Origin of the sequence: Antarctobacter heliothermus (assembly GCF_002237555.1) — a bacterium.
Taxonomy (GTDB): Bacteria; Pseudomonadota; Alphaproteobacteria; order Rhodobacterales; family Rhodobacteraceae; genus Antarctobacter; species Antarctobacter heliothermus_B.
Map to the genome: position 1 here is coordinate 1,724,319 of NZ_CP022540.1, position 21,273 is coordinate 1,745,591.

General features: G+C 57.5%; 16 protein-coding genes, 1 tRNA gene and 5 pseudogenes. 11 read left to right on the top strand and 11 right to left on the bottom strand.

Annotated features, from left to right (window positions below):
* The first annotated feature begins 23 nt into the window (after window positions 1-23).
* The 3 genes from trxC to ANTHELSMS3_RS08190 all read left to right on the top strand — a co-directional run bounded on the left by trxC (window position 24) and on the right by ANTHELSMS3_RS08190 (window position 1,943).
* Entirely contained in the window at window positions 24-449 is a 426-nt protein-coding gene (gene trxC / locus ANTHELSMS3_RS08180; protein ID WP_094034443.1) for a thioredoxin TrxC, read from the top strand.
* A 60-nt stretch (window positions 450-509) separates the two neighbouring features.
* The gene (locus ANTHELSMS3_RS08185; RefSeq protein ID WP_094034444.1) at window positions 510-1,112 is read left to right on the top strand and encodes a rhodanese-like domain-containing protein; all 603 of its coding nucleotides are present in this window, start codon (window positions 510-512) and stop codon (window positions 1,110-1,112) included.
* Between the two features lie 624 nt (window positions 1,113-1,736).
* On the top strand, window positions 1,737-1,943 hold the full coding sequence (locus ANTHELSMS3_RS08190) for a cold-shock protein (protein ID WP_089276256.1): 207 nt from the start codon (window positions 1,737-1,739) through the stop codon (window positions 1,941-1,943).
* An 83-nt stretch (window positions 1,944-2,026) separates the two neighbouring features.
* Here the strand turns inward: ANTHELSMS3_RS08190 and ANTHELSMS3_RS08195 are convergent, their stop codons facing one another.
* The 3 genes and pseudogenes from ANTHELSMS3_RS08195 to ANTHELSMS3_RS08205 all read right to left on the bottom strand — a co-directional run bounded on the left by ANTHELSMS3_RS08195 (window position 2,027) and on the right by ANTHELSMS3_RS08205 (window position 4,311).
* Window positions 2,027-2,365 (bottom strand): hypothetical protein, encoded by a 339-nt coding sequence (locus ANTHELSMS3_RS08195; protein WP_094034445.1) that lies wholly within the window; start codon window positions 2,363-2,365, stop codon window positions 2,027-2,029.
* Window positions 2,366-3,070: 705 nt separating this feature from the next.
* Entirely contained in the window at window positions 3,071-3,280 is a 210-nt protein-coding gene (locus tag ANTHELSMS3_RS08200) for a hypothetical protein (RefSeq protein WP_094034446.1), read from the bottom strand.
* 243 nt (window positions 3,281-3,523) lie between these two features.
* A pseudogene (locus ANTHELSMS3_RS08205) lies at window positions 3,524-4,311 on the bottom strand (IS5 family transposase).
* On the opposite strand from ANTHELSMS3_RS08205, the gene ANTHELSMS3_RS26320 reads away from it, so the two are divergent.
* From ANTHELSMS3_RS26320 to ANTHELSMS3_RS08220, 3 genes and pseudogenes are all read left to right on the top strand, one after another.
* On the top strand, window positions 4,252-4,584 hold the full coding sequence (locus tag ANTHELSMS3_RS26320) for a type II toxin-antitoxin system RelE/ParE family toxin (protein ID WP_094037006.1): 333 nt from the start codon (window positions 4,252-4,254) through the stop codon (window positions 4,582-4,584). The pseudogene ANTHELSMS3_RS08205 and the gene ANTHELSMS3_RS26320 overlap by 60 nt on opposite strands.
* 12 nt (window positions 4,585-4,596) lie before the next feature.
* Entirely contained in the window at window positions 4,597-4,887 is a 291-nt protein-coding gene (locus ANTHELSMS3_RS08215) for a HigA family addiction module antitoxin (protein WP_094034447.1), read from the top strand.
* A 203-nt stretch (window positions 4,888-5,090) separates the two neighbouring features.
* Window positions 5,091-5,970, top strand: a pseudogene (locus tag ANTHELSMS3_RS08220) (transposase); the annotation flags it as partial.
* A 202-nt stretch (window positions 5,971-6,172) separates the two neighbouring features.
* On the opposite strand, the pseudogene ANTHELSMS3_RS08225 reads toward ANTHELSMS3_RS08220, so the two are convergent.
* Window positions 6,173-7,464: pseudogene (locus ANTHELSMS3_RS08225) on the bottom strand (IS110 family transposase).
* A gap of 359 nt (window positions 7,465-7,823) precedes the next feature.
* Here ANTHELSMS3_RS08225 and ANTHELSMS3_RS08230 point away from each other — a divergent pair.
* The 3 genes from ANTHELSMS3_RS08230 (at window position 7,824) to ANTHELSMS3_RS08240 (ending at window position 10,333) form a co-directional block, all read left to right on the top strand.
* The gene (locus ANTHELSMS3_RS08230) at window positions 7,824-9,074 is read left to right on the top strand and encodes an IS256 family transposase (RefSeq protein ID WP_094034449.1); all 1,251 of its coding nucleotides are present in this window, start codon (window positions 7,824-7,826) and stop codon (window positions 9,072-9,074) included.
* A gap of 332 nt (window positions 9,075-9,406) precedes the next feature.
* Window positions 9,407-9,970 (top strand): alpha/beta family hydrolase, encoded by a 564-nt coding sequence (locus ANTHELSMS3_RS08235; RefSeq protein WP_439098668.1) that lies wholly within the window; start codon window positions 9,407-9,409, stop codon window positions 9,968-9,970.
* Between the two features lie 286 nt (window positions 9,971-10,256).
* Window positions 10,257-10,333 (top strand) — tRNA-Arg (locus tag ANTHELSMS3_RS08240).
* A gap of 278 nt (window positions 10,334-10,611) precedes the next feature.
* Here the strand turns inward: ANTHELSMS3_RS08240 and ANTHELSMS3_RS25470 are convergent.
* From ANTHELSMS3_RS25470 to uvrB, 7 genes and pseudogenes are all read right to left on the bottom strand, one after another.
* On the bottom strand, window positions 10,612-10,821 hold the full coding sequence (locus ANTHELSMS3_RS25470; RefSeq protein ID WP_157733449.1) for a hypothetical protein: 210 nt from the start codon (window positions 10,819-10,821) through the stop codon (window positions 10,612-10,614).
* Between the two features lie 631 nt (window positions 10,822-11,452).
* A complete protein-coding gene (locus tag ANTHELSMS3_RS08250; RefSeq protein ID WP_094034451.1) occupies window positions 11,453-11,899 on the bottom strand; it encodes a hypothetical protein in 447 nt (148 codons plus the stop codon).
* An 8-nt stretch (window positions 11,900-11,907) separates the two neighbouring features.
* A complete protein-coding gene (locus tag ANTHELSMS3_RS08255; RefSeq protein ID WP_094034452.1) occupies window positions 11,908-12,639 on the bottom strand; it encodes a P63C domain-containing protein in 732 nt (243 codons plus the stop codon).
* A 239-nt stretch (window positions 12,640-12,878) separates the two neighbouring features.
* The gene (locus tag ANTHELSMS3_RS08260) at window positions 12,879-13,808 is read right to left on the bottom strand and encodes an IS1595 family transposase (RefSeq protein ID WP_094034453.1); all 930 of its coding nucleotides are present in this window, start codon (window positions 13,806-13,808) and stop codon (window positions 12,879-12,881) included.
* Between the two features lie 319 nt (window positions 13,809-14,127).
* A pseudogene (gene istB / locus ANTHELSMS3_RS08265) lies at window positions 14,128-14,984 on the bottom strand (IS21-like element helper ATPase IstB).
* Window positions 14,890-16,638, bottom strand: a pseudogene (gene istA, locus ANTHELSMS3_RS08270) (IS21 family transposase). Before istA ends, istB begins: the two co-directional pseudogenes overlap by 95 nt.
* Window positions 16,639-17,131: 493 nt before the next feature.
* Window positions 17,132-19,330, bottom strand: coding sequence for an excinuclease ABC subunit UvrB (uvrB, locus tag ANTHELSMS3_RS08275; RefSeq protein WP_094034454.1), 2,199 nt, complete (start codon window positions 19,328-19,330; stop codon window positions 17,132-17,134).
* Window positions 19,331-19,588: 258 nt separating this feature from the next.
* Between uvrB and ANTHELSMS3_RS08280 the strand changes: the two genes are divergently transcribed.
* Complete coding sequence (locus tag ANTHELSMS3_RS08280; protein WP_094034455.1) at window positions 19,589-19,900, top strand: ETC complex I subunit; 312 nt, start codon at window positions 19,589-19,591, stop codon at window positions 19,898-19,900.
* Between the two features lie 206 nt (window positions 19,901-20,106).
* Window positions 20,107-21,033 carry an MYG1 family protein gene (locus ANTHELSMS3_RS08285; protein ID WP_094034456.1) on the top strand — a complete coding sequence of 309 codons (927 nt, stop codon included), beginning with the start codon at window positions 20,107-20,109 and terminating at the stop codon, window positions 21,031-21,033.
* Window positions 21,034-21,273 lie beyond the last annotated feature (240 nt).

The following is a 21,273-nucleotide window of genomic DNA, read 5'->3' on the forward strand; positions in this document are numbered from 1 at the left end:
GAATGCGAATCGGAGGGATTGAGATGGCGGGAAAGAAGCTGACCTGTCTGGACTGCGGGCAAGTGAACCGGGTTCCGGCGGAAAAACTGGCGTCGGGACCGAAATGCGGAACCTGCGGGGCCAGATTGATGCCGGGTAAGGCGATGGAGGTCGATGCCGCCACTCTGGCCAAGGCCGCGCGCACCGACGACGTGCCGTTGGTGGTCGATTTCTGGGCACCGTGGTGTGGTCCCTGCCGCTCGATGGCACCTGAATTTGGCAAGGCAGCGTCCCTGCTTGGCACTGAGGCGCGGTTGGTCAAACTCAATACAGAGGATTTCCCTCAGATCGGCGCACAACATGGCATCCGGGGTATTCCCACCATGGTGGCCTTTGCAGGTGGACGCGAGGCCAAGCGCCAGTCCGGGGCAATGCCAGCGGGTCAGATCGTGGGCTGGGTGCGGGGCTGATCCGCAGCTGCGCGGCGCTACATCGTAGGGGCCGTTGGATTCAACAACAGGGAGAGGATTATGAAACAGATTGCGATTGCGGCGGTGGCCCTGACACTTGGGTTGTGCGTGCCCGCCGGGGCGGATGAGGTCAATATCTCAAGGGACGTAGCCTCTGTCACGGTGACAACGACCGGCGGTGCAAAGGTCACAATCTCACGGGTGCAGGACACGGATGCGATGATCAAGGGTGACTTTGCCCGCATCGCCCGCCCCTGTCCCGGTTTCTGCATCCAGCCGATCTCACCCGCTGAGGGTGTTACCACCATTGGCGAATTGGAGGTGCTGGCTGCCCTTCAGAACCCTGACATCATGGTGATCGATAGCCGGGTGCGGCCCGACTGGGAAACCGGCACGATTCCGGGATCCGTCAGCATACCCTATACCGAAATGGTCGACCGCTTGGGCGAACTGGGTTGCGAGGTGGATTTCGAGGGATTCGAATGTGATCCGGCGGCGGTCACAGAGGTCGTTTTGTTCTGTAACGGTCCCTGGTGCGGGCAGTCACCCACGGCCATTCGGCGCATGATCGACGCGGGCTATCCGGCAGACAAAATCAATTATTACCGGTGGGGCATGCAGGGTTGGCGCATGCTTGGCCTGACGGTGGCGGGCGGCAGCTAAGGCAATCATGCCCTCCGTCCCGTTTGAGGACAGGGGGCGACAGACTTCTAAGGCGGTTGTCAGGTGCCGCCGTCCTCACCGATGCGCCATGCGATAGAAAGCCGGATCAGTCCGTCGACGGCGGTCAGGCCATCCTCGCCTGCGGTCTGTAATTCCATCAGAACGCGGTTCTTAGCGTCAAGAATCGGCCGGCATATCGATTGTGGTGTTCACAGGGCGGAAAGGCTCGCAGCTGCGGCGGACGGACATCTAGTCGCGTGAGGCACGCGCGCCCGGCGCGCCTCTGCGCGCTTGCAGCCGCTGGGCAGGAGCTGCATAGCCCGATGGCGCGACTACCAGGGGCATCGGCAATCTACCGGCCACCGAATCGCACGTTCTCCGCGTCCGCCCGCCCTGGACGTCAGAACGCGGCAATTCTCATCATGCGGCCGTTTTGTCCGGACAGCACAGCTGCGGTCTTTACAAGAGGCTTGCTTTTGTGCCGCTGATCTGGCATATGGACCGGGCTAAAGACCTTCTCTTCGACTTCTGTTTTCCTTCACCGGCACGCAGCTACTCGATCAAGACGCGCCTTTGCCGGGCCGCTGCATGTTGCGAGCGGTGTAGAAAACAAGGATAAAACACATGGCCAACGGCACTGTGAAATGGTTCAACACCACCAAAGGTTTCGGTTTCATTCAGCCTGATGCAGGCGGCAAAGACGTGTTCGTGCACATCTCGGCTGTTGAGCGTTCGGGCCTGACCGGTCTCGCCGACAACCAGAAAGTCACCTACGACGTGGAAGCAGGCCGTGACGGCCGCGAAAGCGCAGTGAATCTGGAACTCGTGTAAGGCTTGATTGCTTTTACGGTTTGATGTGGCGCGGTCCCCGAAAGGGGGCCGCGCTTTGCGTTTTGGTGGGGCGATCCTGGCTGTCAGGTCACCCGGACCATCAGAACCATGGCCGCGACGGCGCAGGCAATTCCGGCGTATTCCCGGGCATATAGCCGTTCACCGAACCAAATTACGCCGATAGCGCACAGGGCAAGCAGCGTCAGTATCGAATAAGCCACCCCTGCCTGAGCCAGCGTCATGTGACGCATGGCCCAGAACCAGAAGATTGCCGAGAACGCGTAGATCACGCATCCCGCGACGACCAGACCGGACATCAATGGTTTACCGCTGTCGGCAGCATGTTTGAGAAGAGTATCGCCCACAATGACAACAAGGGCGGTAATCAAGGTAAATGCGAAACCAACAAGAATATGTGACATGAGACTGGCTTCCAAAAGGCGTGTGGGTCGCCAGTGCGGCGGCCGGGGGAATGCAGGTAGTTTGCCTTGTGTGCGTGGGCCGCGGCAGTGGGGGAAACCTTACCAAATGGAGGCGTCGGACCGTTCGTAGCGCGTTGGTGAATAGATGACGCACATAGCCGTGCGAAATCCCTCCTTATGTTTCAGTGATATCGCTTCTGACCTTTAATGAAATTGGGGCTATCAAGGAGGGCGATATCAAACATGGAAGATGGGCAAGTTCACTAAGCTGCCCGAACAGTAATTCGCCCGAGGAGACGTCGAGAGTTCGGCGCAAATGTGCATGCCGGATTGTTGTCGAAGCTTCCCACACGTTTCGCCCAACGCTACGCGCGATGCTATCGGAGTTGCAATGCGTGAACTAATGGTGCTGAAAAAGAAGGATTTAGATCGCGTGCTGTTGTTCGACATCCAAAGACCGTTTTTTCGACAAAAGTCGATTTTTTACACTCGGCGATCATTTAGCTTCGTTTTCGTCGTTCTTGCCATGACCTATGAGCCCGCACACGTTTGAGCGGCTTCGGGCACTCCCCCGGTCAAGGAGGTTTTCAATCTCCAGCCAAGGCCCCGTATGAATTATTGTTTTTGAGTTATATTTCCGTGATTCATACGACGCCGCACTGCACCAGCCCCTTTGGACGGTCGGGTTAACGGCGTTCTTCAGTCTCAGGCAGGAAGATCTCGTATCTGACCTTCAATTGCTTCCCGCAGATAGACCGGACCATAGTCCTGTCCACCGGGAGCAAACCGTTCGATCTGCTTCGCCCTTAGATGAGCCAGAATCGTTTGCCGGTGTAAGCCGGTTTCTGCTTCTATTGCGGTGGGAGTGATGAACCTTTCATGGAACGCCTCGATGTCTTGTTCAGTCATCCGCATCTAAATGCGCCGTGTTTTGGATGCAGGCTTTCAGTGGCAGGCGTGTGACCCGCAGCTACAAAAACCAGAAAGCGTCCCTTTCCACGCAAGCCAACCGATCGACCAAACCCGGCGGCGGACATTTGCCCAATTCATTTCGTAGCGGTTGCTGTGGATTTCGCGTTCCGCACCTTAAAGAGGTTTATCTCTGATCGCTTCAGGTCAAAACCGTGATACCCGAATACGCCCTCACGTTTGCCTAGCTCACGTTGACAAATGACGCACCCAAAGCCGGATTGACGTTATGTCGATGATGCCGAGGAACCTCTCGGCGGTTTTGTCGCAACGGGTTGCGACACGGCGGGCGTTCTTCATCTTATTGAAGCACCGTTCAACCATGTTGCGAAGCTGGTAGAGCGAGTGATCCACTCCGACCCGCATTCTGCGCGATTTCCGCATGGGGATCTGAGGCAGGATATTGCGCTTTTCCATAGTTTTGCGAATGCGATCAGCGTCATAGCCGCGATCCACCAGAAGAGCCGCCGGCTCAGGCAGGTTGTCCGCCATGACCATGTCAAAGCCAAGATAATCGGATGTTTGACCCGGTGTTATTTCAGACCTCATTGGCAGTCCTGCCGCGTTGACGCGGAGGTGGATTTTGGTCGTGCCCCCACCTCTTGAGCGGCCAAAACCCTGTCGCGGAGTCCCCCTTTCGCGCGCGCTACCTGATGGTGAGCGCGGATTACGGTGCTGTCGACCATTTGGAGGGCGTCCGGCACCGCTCCACAATGGTTCAGGCCCTCGAGAATGTCCTCTCACAGGCCTGAAAGTGTCCAACGTCGGAATTGCCTGTAGACGCTCGGCCATTTGCCGAATTCTTCCGGCAGGTCCCGCCACGGCGATCCGGTCCGGGCGATCCAGAAAATCCCATCCAGAACAAAGCGATGATTGGTTGGCTTACGTCCGTTCGGGGCACGTGCAGCAAGGATGAAATGCTCAAAGAACGCCCATTCGCCGTCCGCCATCAGGTCTCGTGCCAAGCTGGTCTCCATAGCACTAAGGGCAAACTTGCTACCAATGCCGTTAAAGGCAAGTACGGCAAAGGCTTCCTTGGTGTTTTGGTAAAGCGCACGCGGGCGATGTTCACGGCGCTAGATGCCGCAGTTGTTGTGGAGGATTTACGGTTTCCACCTGGCAACCACTTGGAAGAACTGAAAAGTGATCGGGCTGGGCAACATTCCGTGCGGATCAATGGGCAATGGCGCATCTGCTTTGTCTGGACGCCGAACGGCCCCGCCGACGTCGAGTTTGTCGATTACCATTGAAAGGATACGCTGATGAGCCTGCTTGAAAAACCAATGCACCCCGGTGAAGTCCTGAAAGAGCTTTACCTTGATCCCCTGGAATTGGGAGCAATCGCGTTTGCGCGGCGTCTGGGTGTGCCTCGGACGCGGATTGAACGGCTGATCAAGGGCACGACTGGGATCACACCGGACACGGCGCTTCGTCTCGCCCGCGTGTTCAACACAACTCCGGCCTATTGGGTGAACTTGCAGACGAATTACGACATGTCGGTAGCGGCCAAAGAGATCGACGTTTCAAACATTGAGCCGCTCATCGCGGCTTAATCATCAGCCCGCAGTCCACCTCGACTTTCCACGCCTCTAACTTTGTCTTAGCAGATCATCGGCGTCCCTCGCTATGCTCGAATCTGCTTTGACTGCACGTTCAGTGAATGACGGAGACCAACCCACGCAAAATCCCTGACGTGCCCGCCGCCAAATCCCACACCATGAAGTAGAGTCTGCCCAACCTATTTAGGAGCAGACGAATGCGTAAGAGCCGTTTCACTGATGCGCAAATCATCGGGATGATTGAAGAGCAGGAAGCCGGGATGTCGACTGCTGAGGTGTGCCGTCGGCACGTCCTGAGCCCGGCGACCTTTTACAAGCTGAAGTCCAAGTATGGCGGCATGCATTGCCCGGCAACATATGCGCTGCATGTGTGAGAGGGAGGTGTCGGAAGCCGCCGACTGAAGGCGTTGGAGGACGAAAACGCCAAGCTGAAGCGGCTGCTGGCTGATACGATGCTCGACAACGTGGTTTTGAAAGACTTGCTGGGAAAAAGCTGACGGCACCGAAAGAGCGGCGAGAGGCAGCGCTCCATGCAATGCGGGATCATGATGTCTCGCAGCGCAGGGCCTGTCGGCTGGTCCACTGCCCGGCAGTGGTTTTGCTTGAAAACCATGAGAGGGGGTGTCGATCCCAAGACTGTCCGGCGAGAACGCCCGCCGGATTGTGCTGACATCCGCAAGGAGATGCAGGAGGTCGCCGGCAAGCGGCGTCGGTTCGGGTATCGCCGGATCGGCGTCTTGTTGGAGCGCAAAGGCATGATCATGAACCACAAGAAGCTCTACAGGATCTACCGCGAGGAAGGCCTGTCGGTGAGACGGCGGCGCGGCCGGAAACGGGCGCGCGGCACGAGGACACCGATGCCGGTTGCCGCGCATCCCAATGCGCGCTGGTCCCTGGACTTCGTGTCCGACAGCTTCGGCGCCTCGCGGAAGTTCCGGATCTTGGCGGTGATCGATGAGTACCCGGGAATGCTTGTGCCTCGTGGCGGACATCAGCCTGTCCGGCGCACGGGTCGCCCGAGAGCTCGGCGCCCTGATCCGGATCTACGGCAAGCCCGGTTGCATTGTCAGTGATAACGTCCTATGCGCGGAATAATTGGCTGATTTGGCATCAGGTCATTGTCATGCTGAAGCGTTCCAGCACGTTCGAATGTGTGTCAGTTCGGCATTTTGGTCAACAACATGTCTCTCCCATAACAAACACAGAGTACGCTTATTGCGGCTCTCACCGTCCTTAAGACGAGATCTTCGGGTCGTTGAGCAGAAGGCCTGAACATTATCTACGAGGTCGAATGCTCGCCTCTACGGCCCTTACAGAGAAAGGTCCTTCTGCTGTCAATCATCCCTCAAAGAAGGGACGATAGGGTTCGCCGCGGTTTATTATCCCATGCACGGTGCGGGCCATTTTTGCGGCGATTGCGGTATACGCCTTGCGACGTAAATGCGTGTTTTGACGATCCTTGGCGATGTAACGCTCGAACTTGTCGCGGAAGCTGTTGGTCTTTTGCATGATGGCGACCTGACCGGCCATCCAGAGCGTGCGGCGTAATCTGGCATTCCCATATTTTGAGAGCTTGGTTTGGCCACGGAATGTGCCCGACTGGATCGTTGCGAGGTCCATCCCACAGAACTTCAAAAATTGGCGGTGATGCCGAAAGCGGCGCAGATCGCCTGCTTCTGCAAGGATGGTCAGCGCGTTGATCAGCCCGATCCCTGGGATGGATGTTAGCAGTTGATAGTCGTCGTTGGTCTTGAGAAGCTCAACGGCGCGATCCTCAATCTCGTTGCGTTTGGCAATCAGGCCGCGCCCTTCACCCAAGACCAAACGGAACATCCTTGCAGCGTCGGAGTCCGGCGCAATTGGCAGGCCTACAGAGAACTTGGCGGTCTGATAAATATCTGCAAGCAAACGTTCTTTTGACACTTTGCGGCCGACCACGTCCCAAGCATCTGCAATGAAAGCCTCTTGGTCCATGGCAGAGATGAAATGCGGTGAAGGATAACGTTCGAGAAAGGCAAAGAACCAATCGCTGCGTGAGCTGCGATGAAAGCGGTCAGCCTCGGGCCAATACAGCGGCAGGTAGTGGGTCAGCACCCGATGCCAAAGTTCCGTCTTTGAGCGCGAGACTATGTCGTGCGTCTTGGACAACTCCTGAAGATCATTCGTACCGCTCAGCATTGGGTCGTGGTAAAACTGCTCGTTCCCGATCAGCATCATATGCAGGATGACTTGCGCGTCTTTCGGATCGTTCTTGTCCCAACTGTTGTTCAAAGCCTCACGGGTGCGCGCCAATGCGACCGAAGACACCAGCTTCACATCGAAACCGGCCACCCCAAGCCGGTAAGCGAGAGCGCGATGGTAATTGCCTGTAGCCTCAAAAGCCGCGCGGACAGGACGATCATACTCTGAGAGTGTAGAGATCAATCGATTGAATTCGTCGAGCTGGTTGAGAACGGTCAAACGGCGGCGGCGCTTTCGGCCCGGAACAGCGATCAAGACTTCATGGCGGGCCTTTGCGATATCAATCGCAACCAAAACAGGCTCGGTTTGTGCAATAGTGGCATCGGTCATAGTCGGTCTCCCTTGCGGCGTGGTTTGTGCAAAACCACTGTAGGGACCTGAGACCCGGCTATGATCACCTGCTGCGCTATTTGGGGGCTGCGCAGGCAATCATAGCCTCAACATCAACAACATTCCGAAGGTGTTACGGCACGGAGTTCACCAGCCGGGCAAGCCTGAAATGGGCCGACAGGAACGGCGTGGATTGGCACTATATCGACCCCGGAAAACCGTAGCAGAATGCCTTTATCGAGCCATTCAACGGCAGCCTGCGGGGAGATATGCGCGAAAGTTGGTGATGCCCTGAGGGGCGACATATCATGGCGGTGTCGAAGCGCCGTCAATTCTCAACCGAGAAAGGGATATGCCACATGCAAGAGAATACCATCACCCAGCTATCTGATCCATCCGGGATTTCGCCGGACCCGCTGACCGACCTCATCCGGGACGGCGCGCGCAAGCTGATCGAGCAGGCGATTGAGGCGGAACTGTCCACGCTGCTTGGCGCCTTTGCCGATCACAAGCTTGAGGATGGTCGCGCAAGACTGGTTCGTCATGGGCACCTGCCCGAGCGTGAGATTTTGACCGGTGTCGGGCCTGTTGCCGTGACGGTGCCGCGTGTGCGGGACCGCAAGCCGGGCACGGACAAGATCGCGTTCACGCCCAGCATCCTGCCGCGGTATCTGCGCAAGGCAAAGTCGGTCGAAGAGCTGCTGCCCTGGCTTTACCTGAAGGGCGTGTCCACCGGCGATTTCAGTGAGGCGCTTGCCGCCCTGCTGGGGCCACACGCCAAGGGCCTCTCGGCCACTACGATCACGCGGCTGAAAGCGGACTGGTGGTCCGAGTACGAGGCCTGGGAAAAGCGTGACCTCGGCACCCGGCGGTTTCTCTACATCTGGGCCGACGGCGTCTATTTCAAGCCGCGAAGGGCCGAGGAAAAACAATGCGTTTTGGTGATCGTGGGTGCGGATGAATACGGCCGCAAGGAGCTGCTGGCCATGACCGACGGCTTCCGCGAAAGCACTCAGAGTTGGCGCGAGGTTCTGCTCGATCTCAAACGCCGCGGACTGAAGCAGGATCCCAAGCTCGCCATAGGCGACGGCGCCCTGGGGTTCTGGGCGGCACTGCGCGAGGTCTTCCCCTCGACACAGGAGCAGCGGTGCTGGCTCCACAAAACCATGAACGTGCTCAACGCGCTGCCGAAATCGGTGCAAGCCAAGGCCAAGGCGCACCTGCACGACATCTGGCAGGCCGAAACCCGAGCCGCGGCGTCGGCCGCCTTCGACTTCTTCGTCGATGCCTACGGCGTGAAATGGGACAAGGCAGTCGCCAAGTTGGTCAAGGATCGGGATGCACTACTGACCTTCTACGACTACCCGGCCGAACACTGGAAACACATCCGGACGTCAAATCCGATCGAGAGCACGTTCGCCGCCGTCAGACACAGGACGAAACGCACCAAGGGCTGCCTCAGCCGCAAGACTGGGCTCGCCATGGCTTTCCGGCTGATGATGTCTGCTCAGACGAAATGGCGAAAACTCGACGGGCGGAATCGCCTCCCGGAGGTCATCAGCGGGGTTGAGTTCCGCGACGGCGTCCGCCAACTTCAAAACGCCGCCTGATCACGCGTCACCAACTTCTGCGCATATCTCACCGTCTCTTAGGAAATAACTCTATTTGGCCCCATAAGCGCTGACGTCAGACAGTTAGAGCGAGGTATAAGATATTGATTCCAAATATGTTTCTCGGATATCCTGAGGTAACTTTGTCCCGATTTCCACCTTTTGCCCCCGCTGACGGGGCGGTATCGAAACATGCAGGGCGCCCGATGGGCGCCTTTTCCATTCACAGGGCGGATATGGCATCTCTGCACTTCCTCATTGATGGCGGCGAACCAGGGTGTCCCACTGTACTGCTGGCACATGGTGCCTGTGCTCCGATGGACACGCCATGGATGCACAGCATCATCAAAGGGCTTGCTGTTAGGGGGTTTCGCGTTGTCCGGTTCGAATTTGCCTACATGGCGGCGCGGCGCACCGGTGGAACCAAACGCCCCCCACCCAAGATCGAACTGCTGCAGGCTGAATTTCGCGCCGCCATTGCCAGCCTGTCCCATGACGGACCGTTGATCATCGGCGGCAAAAGCATGGGGGGACGTGTCGCCAGCCTGATTTCCGACGATCTGCACGCCGCAGGCCGCATTTCCGGGTTGCTTTGCCTTGGCTATCCGTTCCACCCCCGTGGCAAGCCGGAAACACGCCGCACTGAACACCTCGCCGATCTGCGCGCTCCCACGTTGATTTGCCAGGGGACCCGCGATCCATTTGGCACGCGGGAAGAGGTCAGCAGCTATAACCTTTCCGACAGGATTGTCCTGAAGTGGGTGGAGGATGGGGACCACGACCTGAAGACCCGCAAGAGCGTTACACGTCTTGGTCCAGAAGACAGTCTCATGCAGGTATGTGCCGAAACGGCCGCGTGGTGGTCCACCCTCGAGGAACGTTCGACCAACCGTTGAGGATAAGCGGCGCGCGCATTCAGCCCGTCACCCAGCATGGTGATCGTCCGCCTGTGGATAGCGTTTCACACGAACCCTTCCGCGATTTCTTGTGCAGCCTCTTGTGAATGCTTGCTCTGTGATGAGAAAATCTGCAAAAGCAGCGGCAGCGAGCAACCGGTCAGTCCGAGTTGGACAATTGACGTCCGGATCAGAGGCGTGGATCTAAAATAGAACGAAAAGACAGACGGTTAGGAAAATGGCAACGGCTTGCGAACCGTTTTCCGAACCGTTATCACAGAACGACGGTCCCGTAGCTCAACTGGATAGAGCACCTGACTTCTAATCAGGATGTTGGGGGTTCGAGTCCTCCCGGGATCGCCAAAATTCACTAAGTGCTGCTGTTGTTCGACATCCAAAGAGCGTTTTTTCGACAAAAGTCGGTTTTGCACTTTGCGGACATTTGACTTCGATTTCGTCGGTTTTTGCCATGACCTATGAGACTGTACATGTTTGAGCGGCTTCGGGCAGGCCCCCGTCTAGGACGGTTTTCAATCTGCAGCCAAGGTTCCGTTTGAATTTTTGTTTTGAGTTATATTTTCATGGTTCATACGACGCCGCACTGCATCAGGCCCCTTGGACGGTCGGGTCAACGGCGCTCCTCAGTCACAGGCAGGCAGATCTCGTATCTGACGCTCGATTGCTTCACGCAGGTAGATTGGGCCGTAGTCCTGTCCATCGGGAGCGAACCGTTCGATCTGCTTCGCCCTTAGATGAGCCAGAATCGTGTGCCGGTGTAAGCCGGTTTCTGCTTCTATGACGGTGGGCGTGATGAACCTTTTATGGAACGCCTCGATGTCTTGTTCAGTCATTCGCATCTGCAAGCGCCGTGTTTTTGGATGCGGACTTTCAGTGGCGGGCGTGTGACCCGCTGCGACAAAAGCCAGGAAGCCTCCCTTTCCACGCAGGCCAACCGATCGACCAAACTCGGCCGCGGACATTTGCCCAATTAAATTCGTAGCGGTTGTTGTGGATTTTGCGTTCCGCACATTAAAGAGGTTTATCTCTGATCGCTTCACGACAAAACCGTGATACCCAAATACACCCTCACATTTTCCTAACGAAATGTCGTGGGCCCTGACGTATTGAATGGGGCCTATATACTTAACTAGCCGCATACAGGATTCTTGAAAACGCAACACATGCGTGCTACATGTCCCGAAGCAGCCCTTGCTTGGTGAACGGCCCCCGGGCCTCCTCGTGATAGCCAAGATCGCCAACATGGCGGGCTGCACCTAGTAGTACAGTTTTGTTCCGTGCGACCAAAGATCATACTCTCTCGTGATCATGTGCTTGATCATGTCGTATGATCGCGTATCGGCGCGCTCCCACTTTCTCTGAATCGCCCAAGCGCAGTAATCGGCGACTTGGAGGCAAGGGTCGCAGTAAGATGGACGGAATTCAACCGCCCATCGCGCGGCTTTAATTGTTTGGCGCATCACGTCATCCAATTTTGTGCAGTAGGTCAATCGTTGTTTTTTTTCCGATTGACGCTGCTGTAACAAGCAATTCGTCGCCCGCACTGACATGTGGCGCTATCCCATATCTCAACGTATAATACCAAGGGCGCTTGTAAAACTCTGCCTTAGAGGTTGCGACGTGGGGCTGGGCTTTGGCCTTTTCGCAAATTGTTGCTTGTATTCTCACATCGTGCTTTAGGATTTCCTCATAAACCCGGTCACGGACCTCTTGTTTGTCCACGGTGGCGTGAAAATAGTCGCCGATAGGCGACCCATCCCAAATCATTTCTCGACGTAATTTCACCAAGTCGGCTGCTACTGCGAGATCACTAAGGGTGATGGTGCAGATGATGAAGTACTTTGAGACATTCGGATTGCGGTTGAACGTGAAGCATCCTGCCTCATCAGAAAAAAGGTACTTCTTTGACAATCGCCGCCCTACTCAATAATTTTGTTCATCTCATCAAACAAGTACGGTGCAACGGTCACCGCCTTCCTGCGCTTAACCATCTCTTTAAATTGCTCGATGTCACTGCACATTTCCATCATGCCTTCAACTTTTCCAATCTGGCGCGTGAGAATTGTTCGCCCTTCGCTTGTAAGCCACTGATGGAACCTAGCGCGGCGTTTCCCCTCGTCGGTTATGTTCAGTTTATCCAACTCAGCTTTCACATAGCCATGTTCTATAGGGTCATAGACATACTTGTTAATGAATCGACTATAGTACTGCGGGCGGGACCGGGCTGACGTTGGCGCATTGTCGTATAACCTATCCAGCTCGGCAAAAAATGAGTCTGGAAACGTGTGTATCCATTTCTGGAGGCCATCTGCAATGTAGCGCTCCAAGAGCAAGCGTAGCGCGTCATGGCCGCGATCTGTTTGGAAGCCAGTGGCTTCGTCCACAAGTGCCACGATGCCAACTCGGGCGAACGCTCGAACAAGAATTTCAGCTTTTTCAGCGATGTGCTTTTGCTGCTTGCTTAGAGCATCATTCGACCTAGCGGATAGAATTGCCTCGCAAATGTCCGCCAAGACCGTTGCGTCGTATCCGTAAGCGAGCGCCCCCTTGTCAGTTCGAAACAACAGAGGCTCTTTGGTCACATCCCTTAACTCTTTGGAAACATAGGGTGAAAGTGTTCTTTTGGGCAACAAAATACGCGAGGCGGTCACCGCCGCCCCTGGAACTTCCGCCGCGTGACATGCCTAAAGAGCTGACCATTCCCCGCTGGTGTATCACTCGGGTGCCATCTTCAAGTACGTAGCAGGGTATCTGCACGTCACTGATTGCCAGAATACCCCCGTATCGCGCCCTTGGGGTGTTCTGTTCGTCTTTATCTGCTGCCCCAACGACTTTATTCACCACATCGTCAAATGTGCCATCCGTAATCGGTTGAATGAGGTCTTTCTTGTCAGCCATTGATCAGCCCTTTGTAGGTCAGCCGCTTCTCAACCATGCGGTCAATTGTCATTCCGATGAAATCCATGGTGCCAATCTGCGCCGTGTTATGGCGGAATGAGAATTCCTTCACATAGCGGTGCAGGTGCTTGGCGCTCATGTAGTGATAGATGCCGATGAAACCGCGCTTGAGAAGCGACCAGAAGCTTTCGATCCCGTTGGTGTGCGCCATGCCGTTCACGTACTGTCCGACGCTGTGATTGACCTGAACGTGGTTATAGTTGCGCGAAAGGTCATGATAGCTGCGGAATGTATCGGTGACGACAGTGGAGCCGCGACGGACGTTCTGGCGAATGAAGCCTTGCAGGGTCTTCTTGCTAACATCGGCAACGGGCATGGCGCGGACTTCACCGGAGGCAGTGCGCATCCCGACAACGGGCGTCTTGCCGACAGCGCCGCGACCGGCACGCAACTTCTTGTCCGAATGCTTATTGGCCTCTTTGCCGCCGATGTAGGTTTCATCAACCTGCGTCTGACCACCTGTGTGGTTGCCACCTTCGGCCAGCCATGTCTCACGGATACGCTGCGCAAGGAACCATGCGGTTTTCTGAGTGACGCCAAGTTCGCGCGCCATCTGGGCGCTAGGGATGCCCTTGCGGGCGCTGGTGAGCATGAAGATCGCCAGCAGCCACTTAATGAGGGGGAGGCGGCTTTCGGCCAGAACTGTGCCAGTGCGAACGCTGAAATGCTTACGACAATCTTTGCAGTGGTATGGCATCGGCTTATGGTCTTTGCACTCGGTCACGGAAACCGAACCGCAGTGACCACAAACCGGCTCATCGCCCCAGCGCTTCGTCTCGAAAAACTTGCGCGCCGCTTCCTCATCCGGGAACTTCTGGAAGAACTGGAAGGTAGAGAGGGTTTCGGGCTTCGGCTTGGACATTGGGTCAGGCTCCTTCTGGAACCTGTGTAACTTAACTAGCCAAGCATGGCAGGTCGAATTTGGCTAGTTAGGTATATGAGCCCCAATTTAATGGTTGATACCTTTGTTCGTGGAACAAGAATGCCGTCCTTTTCGAGCGACCTAAGTTCCTGCCGGGTCGCCCCAATTTTTTCACGTAGCGCGATTTGGTGTCAATCGGCTCGCAATCTTGACCCCCTATCGGCATCCAAAAATGACCCCCTGCTGCGCCCTCGGGCGCCTGTCTCGAAGCGGTGTAGCCACCACACAGCGCAGCCGTATCGGGCCAGCGGGAGTTCGTTTATTCCCTGGTCTTGAAGCGCCAGCTTTCGTTGCCGGTTTCGACGATCTCACAATGGTGGGTAAGACGGTCGAGGAGCGTAGTGGTCATCTTGGCGTCGCCAACGACGGAAGGCCATTCACCGAAGTCGAGGTTGGTGGTCACGATGACCGAGGTGCGCTCGTAGAGGCGGTTGATGAGGTGGAGCAGCAACTGGCCGCCGGTCTGGGCGAACGGGAGGTAGCCAAGCTCGTCAAGGATCAGGAAGTCGAGGCGGCACAGCAGGTCGGCCGTGCGCCCCTGCCGGTCGGCACGAGCTTCGGCATCGAGCTTGTTCACCAGGTCCACGACATTGAAGAAGTGCCCCCGTTTGCCGCGCCGGATGCAGGCCCGGGCGATGCTCATGGCAGGGTGGGATTTGCCGGTCCCGGTGCCACCGATGAGCACGACATTGCGCTGCTGTTCGAGGAACTCACCAGAGGCCAGATCGCGCACCAGCGTCTCGTTGACCGGCGTTTCTTCAAAGCTGAACTCGTCCACTGCCGGCAGTGGTTCGCTTTGCGAACCACGAGAGAGACCTCTTTCGCCAGGGGCAGCTTGGCGATGGTCATCTGGTATTTGATCGAGCGCGCCTGCTTCTCGCTGATCTCGGCATTCAGCAGGTCGCCCCCTCTCGGCAGCATGCTACGCATGCGCCTGCCGGGCAGTGGACGATCTGCTGCGGTTCGTGCTGACGCTTCACTGTCACGCTGGAAGCGTGCCTCCGTCACGACGGTGATGATCTCATCGTAGGCGGCCTTCATGCCGTAGAGCTTCAGCTGGGTCGTGCCGGAGGCACGCCTTCGGCGTGACGCGTCCAGCGCCTGTGATCTTTCCATGGTTGGGTCTCCTGAGGCTGTCGTAACGTTGGCAATCGGCCACGGGCTCGCAGGTCAGTCGTAACGCGTCCGGCGTATCAATGGTCAACGGCGGCGGCGGTTCACGATATCGGGCCAGGATGTTGATGACGACCGAGGCGGCAGGGGCTCCTTCGTTCAGGGCTTCGGCACAGGCAGCGTCCACCGCATCCAATCCGTCGGTCGGGATCATGCTCAGGATCTGGACCATTCACTGCCCGGCAGGGCATTGCGCAGCAATGTCCCGAGAGGGTGCCGGTCGCCGTTCGGCACCTTGCCAGGCTTGCGCTGCACACGCCGGATCGCTGGCGGCAGGTCCCAGTCCTTGAAGGGCGCGCCATTCCGGAGAGCGCCGGGCTTGCGAGCCAGAACAGGAATGTAGTGCAACGGGTCGTAGATGGCCTTGTCGCGCCCGAAGGCGCGGGCGTGCTGCCCCATGATCTTGCCGTCCTGCCAGAACTCGACCCGTTCGGCATAGGCGCGGATCTCGACAGGGCGGCCGTCATGCCAAAGGCATGCGACCCGCATGGCGCGGCCCTCCACCGAGTAGCGGTTCTTGTCAAACCGGACGAGGCAGGTCTTCGAGACCGACGCCGGCACGGCATGGAAGCCTCCTCTCGGCAGATTGCTTCGCAATCGCCTGCCGGGCAATGATCGAACGGACCGACGTAGGGCACAAGACTCGCGCGCTCGTCCTGGAACACATTCCAGATCGTTCGATCCCGAAGCTCCTGATGCGGATTGGCCTTGGCCCAGGCAACACAGCGGTCCTCGAACCAGGCGTTGAGCTCGGCGTAGCTCCTGAACTTCGGCCGGATGTCGGAGTGCAGGGCCGTTCATTGAGGCGCCATTGGTTCAAGCCCAATGGACGGCGGATCGACGAGGTAATGCCCGCACATCTGCTGGAACCGGCGGTTGTAGGCACGGTCGCGGCCGACGAAGATCGTGTCGACCGCGGTCTTCGCGTCCATTGTCCTCGGACCAATGGCGGACAATTCCCGCTGTCGTTGATGCCCCGCGTGCAGGTGCCCCTGAAGAAGGCGAAGGCCTTGTCATGGGCGTTGAAGACCATCTCCTGCGTCTCGCGCGGGTAGGCTCGCACGAACAGCATCCGGCTGTGGAAAAGCCGGACGTGGGCGACCTTCACAGTGGTCGTCGCGCCATCGATCACCACGTTCTGTTCGTCGGGGAAACGCGCCACTGGCGCCTTTCCTGATCCTCCTTACCTCCAATCGAATTGGTAGGCCTCACCCGGATCGAAGATCAGCGGCACATAGGCAGCCGCAGATGCGACCTGCTCCTCCTTGGACCACGTGGCTGCGCAACGTCGGACAGCATCATAGCCGCCGCCATATCCACGGGCCCTGAGTTCTTCAAACATCCGAATACGGCTCAGCCGCTCACGCTTGGGTTTCCGGGCGTTGGCCGCCAGCATCTCGTCGAGCTCACCCGTCCAAGGGCCGATCTTCGGCAGCGGCTGGATCGTGCGCTCGTAGGTCAGTTCGGTCGCCCCGGACCGGATCACCTTGCGCACCGTGTTCCGTGAAACCCGCAGCTCCCGGCAGATCTGCTTGATCGACTTCTTGTCCTGAAAATATGCCCGACGGATCTTCGCTATCGTCTCCACCACCAATATCCCACACTGTGCTCCCCGATGATCTCGGGGGCATCATCCACTTCAGTGTAAGGGGGTCATTTTGGACGCCGGTAACCCCTCTACGGGGTCAAAATTGCACGCCTGTTCACAGTCTAGGAAACTAGCGGCACCTCACACATCGCGCAAGACATGAACAGGATTGCAGCCTTCCGGCTGTGATCGAATGTCGTGTGAAAAATGCCTGCCACGCTTGGGATATGAGAGATTGGTGGGGGGCATCTTGCTGGCGAGATATTGGCCTTTTTACGAGGGCGTCAGACATGCAGAAGTCCAAGTGTTTTCGCGGTCGAACATTCGACGAAACTGATGACTCACTAGGCTTCAACCCGCTGCCAACGGGCTGTGGCAATCCCTGATTTTGCGCGGGCGTTAACATCGCCACTTACCAGCAGAGCAGCACTAATTCAGGTTTGCACAGAGAGTGACCAACTGTGGTGCAACTCCGCTTCATTGAGTTCGGCTGGCAACAAAGTCACCTCTTCCGCCGCTTCACATTCCCACCTCGTTGCCCCGGCTTCCCGGCTGTAGATCGCCCCTTGGCCTTTACTGCCGCCTCTGACGCTCGCTCAACCGCCTGCTGACGCGCCAAAGGATCGTCCGAGACTGCGAGGTCGACCGCCTCTAGTCGCTTGATTTCATCACGCAACCGCGCCGCGTCTTCGAACTCAAGGTTTTCAGCCGCCTTGCGCATGTCGGTGCGCAGCCCGTCCAGAACCGTCTGAAGGTTAGCACCCTGTCGCGCCGGATCAATTTTGGCGGTGACGCGGTTCATGTCCACGTCGCCCTTGTACAATCCGGCAAGAATGTCCTCGACGTTCTTTTTCACCGTGGCGGGCGTGATGCCGTGCTCTTTGTTGTAGGCAATCTGCTTTTCGCGGCGGCGGTCAGTTTCTCCCATCGCGCGTTCCATCGACCCGGTGATGCGGTCGGCGTACATGATAACGCGTCCGTCCGCGTTCCGTGCGGCACGCCCGATGGTCTGAATCAGCGAGGTTTCAGAGCGCAAAAAGCCCTCCTTGTCCGCGTCCAGAATGGCCACCAGTCCGCATTCGGGAATGTCCAAACCCTCACGCAGCAGGTTGATGCCGATCAGCACGTCAAACGCCCCCAGACGCAGGTCGCGCAGGATCTCGATCCGTTCGATAGTGTCGATGTCCGAATGCATGTAGCGGACCTTGATGCCCTGCTCATGCATGTACTCAGTCAGATCTTCGGCCATGCGTTTGGTCAAGGTCGTCGCCAGCGTCCGGTAGCCTGCGGCGGTGACGCGGCGCACCTCGTCCAGCAAGTCGTCCACCTGCATTTCGACCGGGCGGATTTCCACCTGCGGATCCAGCAGACCGGTGGGGCGGATGACTTGTTCGGTGAACACGCCGCCAGTTTGTTCGATCTCCCATTTGGCAGGGGTGGCCGAGACAAAGACAGACTGTGGGCGCATGGCGTCCCATTCCTCGAACTTCAGCGGGCGGTTGTCCATGCACGACGGCAGGCGGAAACCGTGCTCCGCCAGCGTCATCTTGCGCCGAAAGTCGCCTTTGTACATGCCGCCGATCTGCGGGACCGAAACGTGGCTTTCATCGGCAAAGACAATCGCGTTGTCCGGGATGAATTCGAACAGTGTGGGGGGCGGCTCACCGGGGGCGCGTCCGGTCAGATAGCGCGAATAGTTCTCGATCCCGTTGCAGACACCGGTCGCCTCCAGCATTTCAAGATCAAAGTTGGTGCGCTGTTCCAGCCGTTGCGCCTCCAACAGCTTGCCCTCATTGACCAGTTGATCCAACCGCTGGCGCAACTCTTTCTTGATGCCAATGATGGCCTGATTCATTGTCGGACGGGGCGTGACATAGTGGCTGTTGGCATAGAGGCGGATGCGGTCGAATGTGTCGGTCTTTTCGCCGGTGAGCGGATCAAACTCGGTGATCGCCTCCAGCTCTTCGCCGAAAAAGGACAGACGCCAAGCGCGGTCGTCAAGGTGGGCGGGCCAGACTTCGAGCGAGTCGCCGCGCACCCGGAACGACCCGCGCTGAAACCCTTGATCGTTGCGCCGGTATTGCTGCGCCACCAGATCGGCCATGACCTTGCGCATTTCATATTCGCGGCCGGTGTGCAGATCCTGCGTCATGGCACCATAGGTCTCGACAGAGCCGATACCGTAAATACACGACACAGAGGCAACGATGATCACATCGTCACGCTCCAACAGCGCCCGGGTGGCCGAGTGGCGCATCCGGTCGATCTGTTCGTTGATCTGGCTTTCCTTCTCGATATAGGTGTCCGACCGCGCGACATAGGCTTCGGGCTGGTAGTAATCATAGTAGCTGACGAAGTATTCGACCGCGTTGTCGGGGAAGAAGCCCTTGAACTCGCCATATAACTGCGCGGCCAGTGTCTTGTTCGGGGCAAGGATGATGGCAGGGCGCTGCGTCTCTTCAATCACCTTGGCCATGGTAAAGGTTTTGCCGGTGCCCGTGGCCCCCAACAAAACCTGATCTCGTTCGCCATTGTTCACCCCAGCGGTCAGGTCTGCAATCGCAGTGGGCTGGTCCCCGGCGGGCGAAAACTCGGTGTGCAGCACAAATTGCTTGCCACCTTCCAGCTTTTCGCGATCACGGACATCAGGCGCTGGCGCGTGCAACAGCACAGGCATCTGTTCGGGGGAATTGTTGTGCATGGATCGGCTCCGTTCCCGGAGAATATGTCGTGCGGGTGGGACGACGACAAGGGGCGGGACAGGCTTTCCGCCCTACCGGGGTCAGCGGTTCCGGGGCCCGAACCGGCGAGCTGGCGCGGACGCCCCTTTACCCGACTCCGGCTTGCTCTTTCAGATGGGCAATTTCACATGGGAAAAATGTGACATTCGGCGCTCTTGCAGCCCTTGTGTACGTCCTGCATATCACGCAAGAAGGTAAGGAACGACAGGAGCTGCGACATGCGGGCACGCATTTATCAGCCGGCGAGGACGGCGATGTCCTCTGGCCAGGCAAAGACCAAGGGCTGGACGCTGGAATTTGCCCCGGATTCGCCCCGCACGGTGGACCCGCTGATGGGGTGGACCTCCTCCCATGACATGCAGGCTCAGGTGCGACTGCAGTTCGACACCAAGGATGCGGCCCTTGCCTATGCTCGTGAGCATGGGATCGACGCGCAGGTCTTTGAGCCGAAAAAACGCAAACCCAATATTCGCGCGCGCGGCTACGCCGAGAACTTCGCTGTCGACCGACGCACGGTTTGGACACACTGACGCTGTAAATCGGGTTAAAGTTGTCTCGGAATCGGGGCAAGGATTTCGCGAAGATGATTTGATATCTATATGTTGCGGTCCGTTTTGACTGCCCCACATGATATGGATTGCCTGAGAGTCCCATCCATCCCCACATTCGCATCGACCTTATGGGCGGCCTTATTGGTCGCCCAAATTAATTTAAATCCGGCTGGAGCCTGCATCTGATGACCATCACCCACCTTGTCACCCATTCCGGTGGCTTCCACGCCGACGAGCTTTTGTCCTCGGTCATCCTGACACGGCTTTTCCCAAAGGCCGAGCTGGTTCGCACGCGGGACAAGGCGTGGATCACGCCCGCCGAGGGGCGGATTGTTTATGACGTTGGCGGCGATTTTGATGCTGCCGCGCAGATTTTCGATCACCACCAGCGGCCCAATCCGCTGCGCGAAGATGGCCAGCCCTATAGCTCATTCGGTCTGATCTGGGCGCAATATGGTCGCGACTATTTGCGTGCGATGGCCGTGCCCGAGAAAGATGTCGAGGCAATTCATGACTCCTTTGATCGCGGTTTCGTTTTGCCGGTTGATTTGGTCGATAATGGCGCCGTGAATACATCCGAGGCGGGGCCGCTGTTTTCGGGCATGACACTGCCGGTGCTGCTCGAAAGCCTGAAAACCGTATTTGATGATCGCGAAGAAGGTGCCGATGATCGGGCCTTTTTGGCCGCCCTGCCAGTGGCGCGCGCATTCGTCGAGGCGCAGATCAAACGCAAAGCCGCAAAGTTTCGGGCCGAGGCCATGGTGATGGCAGCTATCGAGGCCGCCGGTGAAGGCCGGGTTCTAGAGCTGCCGATGGGCATGCCGTTTCGTGCGGGCGTCGAAAAGGCAGGCGCCGATCACCGGCTTTTCGTCATCCACCCGCGTGGCGAGGACTGGGCGCTGACGACAATCCGCGTTGGCGATGACACGTTCGATAACCGCGCTGATTTACCTGTTGCATGGGCAGGGCTGACTGATGCGGCACTTGAAATCGCCAGCGGTGTTCCAGGCGCGAAATTCTGCCACAATGGACGCTTCATTGCCGTGGCCGCATCACGCGAGGCAATCCTTAAAATGGCAGACATTGCGGTGGCAGAAGCCTTGGCTGAGTAAGCCGCAGGGGCGGCACATGCAGGCCTTCATCGAATGGACAGGAAGGTCTGCAGTCGGCTCGAAGTGACGGTTTCAGAAACTGAGCTTGGCTGGCCATGTGCTGCGGAGGGCGGAAAGCTGACTTTCGCTGCGCTCAAAATCAAGGTCGGCTATGCGCAAGGACTTTATAAAGCTGCGTGATTTCTACCTAGAGAACAGCTGCAATCATCGGGTTCTACATCCAAATAGCAGGCCTAAATC

Coding starts and splice junctions, on each gene's coding strand:
- ANTHELSMS3_RS26320 (WP_094037006.1), top strand. CDS start 4,252: ATGCTCAAAGAACGCCCATTCGCCGTCCGCCATCAGGTCTCGTGCCAA.
- ANTHELSMS3_RS25470 (WP_157733449.1), bottom strand. CDS start 10,821: ATGACTGAACAAGACATCGAGGCGTTCCATAAAAGGTTCATCACGCCC.
- ANTHELSMS3_RS08195 (WP_094034445.1), bottom strand. CDS start 2,365: ATGTCACATATTCTTGTTGGTTTCGCATTTACCTTGATTACCGCCCTT.
- ANTHELSMS3_RS08185 (WP_094034444.1), top strand. CDS start 510: ATGAAACAGATTGCGATTGCGGCGGTGGCCCTGACACTTGGGTTGTGC.
- uvrB (WP_094034454.1), bottom strand. CDS start 19,330: ATGCACAACAATTCCCCCGAACAGATGCCTGTGCTGTTGCACGCGCCA.
- ANTHELSMS3_RS08235 (WP_439098668.1), top strand. CDS start 9,407: ATGCACAGCATCATCAAAGGGCTTGCTGTTAGGGGGTTTCGCGTTGTC.
- ANTHELSMS3_RS08230 (WP_094034449.1), top strand. CDS start 7,824: ATGCAAGAGAATACCATCACCCAGCTATCTGATCCATCCGGGATTTCG.
- ANTHELSMS3_RS08285 (WP_094034456.1), top strand. CDS start 20,107: ATGACCATCACCCACCTTGTCACCCATTCCGGTGGCTTCCACGCCGAC.
- ANTHELSMS3_RS08280 (WP_094034455.1), top strand. CDS start 19,589: ATGCGGGCACGCATTTATCAGCCGGCGAGGACGGCGATGTCCTCTGGC.
- ANTHELSMS3_RS08190 (WP_089276256.1), top strand. CDS start 1,737: ATGGCCAACGGCACTGTGAAATGGTTCAACACCACCAAAGGTTTCGGT.
- ANTHELSMS3_RS08215 (WP_094034447.1), top strand. CDS start 4,597: ATGAGCCTGCTTGAAAAACCAATGCACCCCGGTGAAGTCCTGAAAGAG.
- ANTHELSMS3_RS08260 (WP_094034453.1), bottom strand. CDS start 13,808: ATGTCCAAGCCGAAGCCCGAAACCCTCTCTACCTTCCAGTTCTTCCAG.
- ANTHELSMS3_RS08200 (WP_094034446.1), bottom strand. CDS start 3,280: ATGCGGATGACTGAACAAGACATCGAGGCGTTCCATGAAAGGTTCATC.
- trxC (WP_094034443.1), top strand. CDS start 24: ATGGCGGGAAAGAAGCTGACCTGTCTGGACTGCGGGCAAGTGAACCGG.